The sequence below is a fragment of the Marivirga sp. genome (assembly GCF_024636815.1).
In the GTDB taxonomy this organism is placed as follows: Bacteria; Bacteroidota; Bacteroidia; order Cytophagales; family Cyclobacteriaceae; genus Marivirga.
On record NZ_JAGXGF010000069.1, the window covers coordinates 1 to 6,504 of the forward strand.

7 protein-coding genes are annotated in these 6,504 nt (G+C 36.0%); 1 reads left to right on the plus strand and 6 read right to left on the minus strand.

Annotated elements, in window-relative coordinates; genetic code table 11:
* The 3 genes from Q0L29_RS05420 to aroQ form a co-directional block, all read right to left on the minus strand.
* Nucleotides 1–180: hypothetical protein (locus Q0L29_RS05420; RefSeq protein ID WP_296619744.1), on the minus strand; the 180-nt coding region annotated here is incomplete at its 3' end.
* 110 nt (nt 181–290) lie between these two features.
* Entirely contained in the window at nt 291–665 is a 375-nt protein-coding gene (locus Q0L29_RS05425; protein ID WP_296619745.1) for a methylglyoxal synthase, read from the minus strand.
* Nucleotides 666–669: 4 nt separating this feature from the next.
* Nucleotides 670–1,098, minus strand: a complete 429-nt coding sequence (aroQ, locus tag Q0L29_RS05430) for a type II 3-dehydroquinate dehydratase (protein WP_296619747.1) — start codon at nt 1,096–1,098, stop codon at nt 670–672.
* Nucleotides 1,099–1,109: 11 nt separating this feature from the next.
* On the opposite strand from aroQ, the gene xerD reads away from it, so the two are divergent.
* Nucleotides 1,110–2,009 carry a site-specific tyrosine recombinase XerD gene (gene xerD / locus Q0L29_RS05435; RefSeq protein WP_296619749.1) on the plus strand — a complete coding sequence of 300 codons (900 nt, stop codon included), beginning with the start codon at nt 1,110–1,112 and terminating at the stop codon, nt 2,007–2,009.
* Between the two features lie 17 nt (nt 2,010–2,026).
* Here the strand turns inward: xerD and Q0L29_RS05440 are convergent, their stop codons facing one another.
* From Q0L29_RS05440 to Q0L29_RS05450, 3 genes are all read right to left on the minus strand, one after another.
* Entirely contained in the window at nt 2,027–3,361 is a 1,335-nt protein-coding gene (locus tag Q0L29_RS05440) for an MFS transporter (RefSeq protein ID WP_296619751.1), read from the minus strand.
* Entirely contained in the window at nt 3,361–4,746 is a 1,386-nt protein-coding gene (locus Q0L29_RS05445) for an alpha-amylase family glycosyl hydrolase (protein WP_296619752.1), read from the minus strand. Before Q0L29_RS05445 ends, Q0L29_RS05440 begins: the two co-directional genes overlap by 1 nt.
* 30 nt (nt 4,747–4,776) lie before the next feature.
* Nucleotides 4,777–6,504 (minus strand): TIM-barrel domain-containing protein (locus tag Q0L29_RS05450; RefSeq protein WP_296619754.1); only part of this gene is annotated, 1,728 nt, incomplete at its 5' end.

Sequence of the window (6,504 nt, forward strand, 5' to 3'; positions counted from 1 at the left end):
AAGCGCTAATTGTACTGGGCCAGATTCTTGTAAATAATCGGACTGAAAGAAATAGCCATAAGCAGCCGTTAAAAGAAGAGCAGAAATTAACCAACCACATGTATAGCTATTGAAAATTTTGAAAATATACTTTAAGCGGGGACCGGTTGTACCTGATTGAATAAATTCGCGTTCTGCCATAGCATGAAAAGTTTATAGTTATTGGTAATATAGTACAACCTATAATCTTTAGCAATAGCGTTGGTCGAATAATTTAATTCAATAGCTTGATAATTAGTAAATCCTATCGATTACTCCATTTGCTTTCTCCAAAATGCATCAATTAGCAATTGCGCAGTAGCTGGATTTGTGGCAATAGGAATATTATGGACATCACAAATTCGCATTAACATTTGAACATCCGGTTCGTGAGGATGCTTGCCTAATGGATCCCGAAAGAAAAGGACCATTTCTAATTTCTTCTCCGCAGATAGTGCGGCAATTTGTGCGTCCCCACCAAATGGACCAGAAAGCAGTTTTTCAACTTGAAGGCCTGTATTTTCGACATATTTTCCAGTAGTACCAGTAGCTACTAATGATATTTTCTTGAGCTTATCTTTATTTTTATTGAGGAAAGACACCATTTCAGGCTTTTTCCCATCATGTGCTATGATTGCTATTTTCATTTTTTTATTTATTTCTAAAATATTCTAGTCCTAATTGATATCCTCTAAGGCCTAATCCTGAAATCATCCCTACACATTTGGAAGAGATTATACTTTTATGCCTAAATTCTTCCCTTTTATAAATATTAGAGATGTGTATTTCAACTACAGGAACTGTTATGGCACCAATAGCATCATGAATGGCTACAGAAGTGTGCGTATAAGCCGCTGCATTGAGTAAAATCCCATTGAATTGCCCTTCTGCTTGTTGAATTTTACTCACTAGTTTACCTTCAATATTAGATTGGTAATATTCGAGTTGAAGCTCAGGATTTTTGTTTTGCAATTTCGTGAAAAACTCTTCAAATGAAGATGCTCCATATATTTCAGGTTCTCTTTTGCCCAAAAGGTTTAAATTAGGTCCGTTTATGATGATGATTTTCGTTTTTTGCATTACTTTCGGTTATGGCTTGGGATGTATTTTTGACTGAATATAAAACTTATTTACAACTAGAACGCTCCTTGGCGGAAAATACAGTAGCCGCCTATGTTCATGATGTGTTAAAGCTAAAACAGTTTTTGGATATCTCCAATCGAAATGTGGGTCCTCTGGAAGTTTCTGCTACAGATTTGCATGATTTTCTGGAATATGTGAACGAATTGGGCATGACCGTCCATACTCAGGCTAGGGTAGTGTCCGGAATTAAAGGTTTTTTTAAATATCTTTTATTTGAAGATATCATTAGTGAGAATCCTGCTGAACTACTGGAAGCTCCTAAATTGGGAAGGAAATTACCTGATGTCTTGAGTTTTGAGGAAATCGAGCAAATAATTTCTTCTATAGACCGAAGTACAGCGAATGGTCAAAGAGATATGACCATGTTGGAAGTTTTGTATTCTTCAGGATTAAGGGTAAGCGAATTAGTAAATTTAAAAATCTCTAATACGTATTTTGATATTGGTTTTTTAAGAATAATAGGGAAGGGCAGTAAAGAAAGACTGGTTCCAATAGGAAAAGCCGCTGCCAAACAATTGAAAATTTATATTAATGAAGTTAGGGTCCATCAAGGTGTAAAACCTGAAGCAAAAGATTTTGTGTTTTTAAATCGTTTTGGAGGTTCTATAAGTCGAATCTCAGTTTTCACAATGATCAAAAAACAAGTTGTTTTATCAGGCTTGAAAAAGAAAGTGAGCCCTCATACTTTCCGTCATTCTTTTGCCACCCATTTAATTGAAGGTGGCGCAGATCTTAGAGCAGTTCAAGAAATGTTAGGGCATGAATCCATCACAACCACAGAAATCTATACTCATCTGGACAGAGACTTTCTTAGCCAGACTTTAAAAGAATTTCATCCTAGAGCATAATATAAACCTACACCAATTTAAGATTTCTTTTCTTTATCGTTGTCTGTTACAGCAAGACTTAATAAACCGGCTACTATCATTGAAACTCCACCGATAATCAATGCATAAATAGTATCATTGTTAAAGAAGTTTTTTATTATAAAACCCAGTATTCCTGCCGCTACAATTTGAGGGATGACGATAAAGAAATTGAATACCCCCATGTAATAGCCCATTTTATCGGAAGGTAAAGCACTACTTAGCATAGCATAAGGTAAGGAAAGAATACTTGCCCAGGCAATACCAACTCCTATCATACTGATCACAAGTAAATCCGGATTAGTTACGTAAAATATCGATATTAAGCCTGCAGCTCCGCAAAATAATGCAAGCATATGAGTTCCTTTTCTACCGAAATATCTAGCCAATAGCGGTAACAAAAAGGCTGCTAAAGCGGCAACTCCATTATAAGCACCAAACATAATCCCTACCCAATTCGCACCTTCATTATAAAGGGCCGATTTTGTATCGGTTGTGCCATAAACATGCTCAGTTACAGCTGGGGTGGTATAAATCCACATTGCAAATAAGGCAAACCAGGAAAAGAACTGAACGAATGCCAGTTGAACCATGGTTTTAGGCATTTTGAATATTCCTAAAAATGATTCTGCCAAACCAGTAAAAACTCCTCTTTCGCTATTTTCTAACTTTAGTTTTTCAATATCGTCTGGTGGATATTCTTTAGTGTTGAAAACTGTCCACATCACAGCAGAGAAAAAAGCAACTCCTCCAATATAAAAAGACCATTTTACGGAATCCGGAATCTGACCATCAGGTGCTTCATTACTAAATCCCAGCCAATTTGTTAGAACGTAAGGTAAAACAGAGGCTATTACTGCTCCAATACCAATAAAGAAGGCCTGCATGGCAAATCCTTTTGATCTTTGCTCATTGGGTAACATATCTCCTACAAAAGCCCTGAAGGGTTCCATACTGACATTTATAGACCCATCCATTACCCACAACATTCCAGCAGCTATCCAAAGGCTGGGGGAGTTAGGCATAATGAATAATGCTATAGTAGCTAAAATAGCTCCAATAGCAAAAAATGGTCTGCGTCTTCCCCATTTAGGTATCCAGGTTCTGTCGGAATAATATCCTATTATAGGCTGAACGATTAACCCTGTCACAGGAGCAGCCAACCACAAAATAGGCAAGCTTTCTTTCTCTGCACCAAGCGTGTCAAAGATCCGGCTGACATTGGCATTTTGTAAAGCAAAGCCAAATTGAATACCCAAAAAGCCAAAGCTCATATTCCAAATTTCCCAAAAATTTAATTTCGGTTTTGTTGAGGAGATCGATATATTATCCATTATTTAGTGTTCAAGCTATTTTTAGTTAAAATCATATAGGACCATGGGTCAAATAGTAATGGCTCTTGATTTTCAGAAAAGCTAACGGTTAATTTTGGATTATTAGCTTTTTGATAAGTGTTTCCTGTGTATTTTTTATCAATTACAAATGATTGTGAACTGTCTGATAAGTTTAATATGACAAGAACTTCGTTTTCATCCTTTTTTCTGCGGAATGCCAAAATTTCAGAAGAGTTTTGGTCTTTATTTATTTCTTGAAAATCTCCACCATAGGCACCATTCCATAAAGCAGGATTATTTTTCTTGAGTGTTAATAATTGACTATAAAAATCTTCATATGATAAATTTGACCAGTCGATAGTGTCTTTATCAAAAAATGGTAATCTTTCGTCTAAACCAGCTTCTTGCCCACTATAGATCATCGGCATAGCAGGAACGGTTGCGGTTAATACGGCCAAGGGTTTGTAAGCATCACCCATTCTTTCGAAAACAGTTCCAGCCCAGCTATTTTCATCATGATTAGAAGTGAAATACATTCTAAAAGCAGTTGAGTCGTATTTTTTGGCATCTTTTTCCAAATAAGCTAGCACAGAATCTGCATTGGCTTTCCCTATTGCAATGTCATTCAACATATGGTGAAATTCCCAGCCGTAAGTCATATCAAATCCGACATCATGCATTTTAGGTTCTTCCCATTCAGCTAACATGAAAACATCTTTTGTAGCCTCAAGGCTGTCAATGGCTTTCTCCCAAAATTCATTGGGTACCATTCCTGCCATATCACATCTAAATCCGTCAATATCAGCTTCAGTGAGCCACCATTTCATTTCACTTATCATCGCTTGATGCAATTTTTCATCATCATAATTAAGATCTGCAACATCCGTCCAATCTTCAACAGGAGATTGGAGATTTCCTGCAGAATCCAAATTGTAATATTCTGGGTGTCCTTCTGCCCAATGATGGTCATAAGCGGTATGATTGGCTACCCAATCCAAGAGCACAATCATATCTTTTTCATGAGCTTTTTTAACCAGATTATTGAAATCTTCTAAAGTTCCAAAATTTGGATTTATTGCGGTATAATCTTTACTAGAATAGTAACTGCCCAAAGGCTCTTTTCTGTTTTTCTCACCTATGGGCTGAATTGGCATAATCCATAAAATATCGACTCCCATATTTTTTAATCGATCAATATGAGGAATAAATGCATTAATAGTACCCTCTGGAGTGTATTGCCTGATATTGACTTCATATATATTCATATCCTTGGCTTTTTCAGGATATCTAAGAATTGTATCTTGCTGCACCTCATCTTGGATGGATTCGCAAGAGTAATTAAATGTTGTGATAGCTATTAATGCTATAAAAAAATATTTTCTCATAAATAATTTAAAACTTAAAAAACTATCTAATTACCAATTGACCTCAATTTTGTCATTATCCAGGTTGAAAACTGCATTTGGTAAGTCGTTTACCTTTAAATTGATTCTTTCATTTTCGGGTAATGGATCGAAATTAGAAATTTGATCTATAAAATTAAAGTCCTCTTTTTCCAACGGTATAGTTTGATGATTAACCTGTATTTTACCATTTATTTTCCCTTCAAACCCATGAAAGAATAACTTAACTTTATGATATTGAGTATTGTAAGTACCTTCTTTAGATTGTAATATTAACTTTCTATTTTCAGGATCGAATTCGATCATTCTTTTATAATATTCACCACTTACATGATTGAATGATTCACCATCATCTTCATAATATTCATATTGATTTTTTTCTTTCCCACCATAAATATGTAAATGAAGACAATCATTGTGATTTTGGCTTAAATTTTCCAATTTATCCTGCATAGGAATAATGGCTGAAGCTCTTACAAAAACCGGTAATCTTTCTATAGGACATTCCACTATCACTTCTTGATTTCCTCTGTAGAAAGTATCATCAAATAAATCGTACCATTCACCTTCAGGAAAGTAAACTTTCGCCAGGTTAACTTTGCTGGCAACTGGTGCAACCATTATGTCAGGCCCAAAGAAATATTGATTTTCATACAATGAGTGGTAAATCTTTTCATCATGCGGATGATAGATTGCTAAGCTTCTTGCAACAGGTATTCCTTTTTCATGCGCTTTATAGAATGCCGAATAAATATAAGGCATCATTTTATAACGCAGGTTGATATAATTTCTGGAAATCTCTTCTACTTCTTCGCCATAAGCCCAGGGCTCTGAATCCCGGCTATTAATCATACTATGACCTCTGAAGAAAGGAGCAAATGCACCTATTGAAATCCATCTAGCAAAAAGTTGGCTATCTGCATCTCCAGCAAATCCACCAATATCATAACCTGAAAATGCAACACCGGCTAAGCCTAAACTATTAACCAATCGAACTCCCAAGAGCATATGCTCATCATCTGCTACATTATCACCAGTCCAAACGGCTGCATATCTTTGGATACCTGAAAAACCTGCTCTGGTTAAATTAAATACCCTTTTGTTTGGAGAATTTTGTTTGGCACCTTCATATGTGCTTCTTGCCATTTGCATTCCATAAACATTTCTAGCTTTACGGGTTGAGGCTTTTTCTCCTTCATAATCAAACTCCATCAAATCAGGCAAATATTGGCCCCAAGTGGCAATTTCGTTCATATCATTCCATAAGCCCAGTATGCCTAAATCGGTATAAGCTTTTAGTTTTTCTTGCCACCAATTCCTAACGGTTGGTTTTGTGAAATCGGGAAAATGACACCAACCAGGCCAAACTTCTCCTTCATAATATTCCCCATCCGGATATTTAATAAAAACGTCCTCCTTTTTACCTGAGTCATAAGCTTCATATCCTTCTTCAATTTTAATTCCCGGGTCACAGATCACGACTACTTTAAAGCCCATTTCCTCCAGCTTTTCGATCATTTTCTTAGGATTCGGGAAATCTTTGCCATCCCAAGTGAAGATTTTGTATTGCTCCATATGATGAATGTCTAATACAATAACATCAGCAGGAATCTCTTTTTCTCTAAAGAATTTAGCTATGCTTAATACTTCTTTGTCAGGCTTATAGCTATATCTACATTGCTGATATCCTAAACTCCAAATAGGAGGGAGCTCCATTCTGCCGGTTATATCGGTATAAGA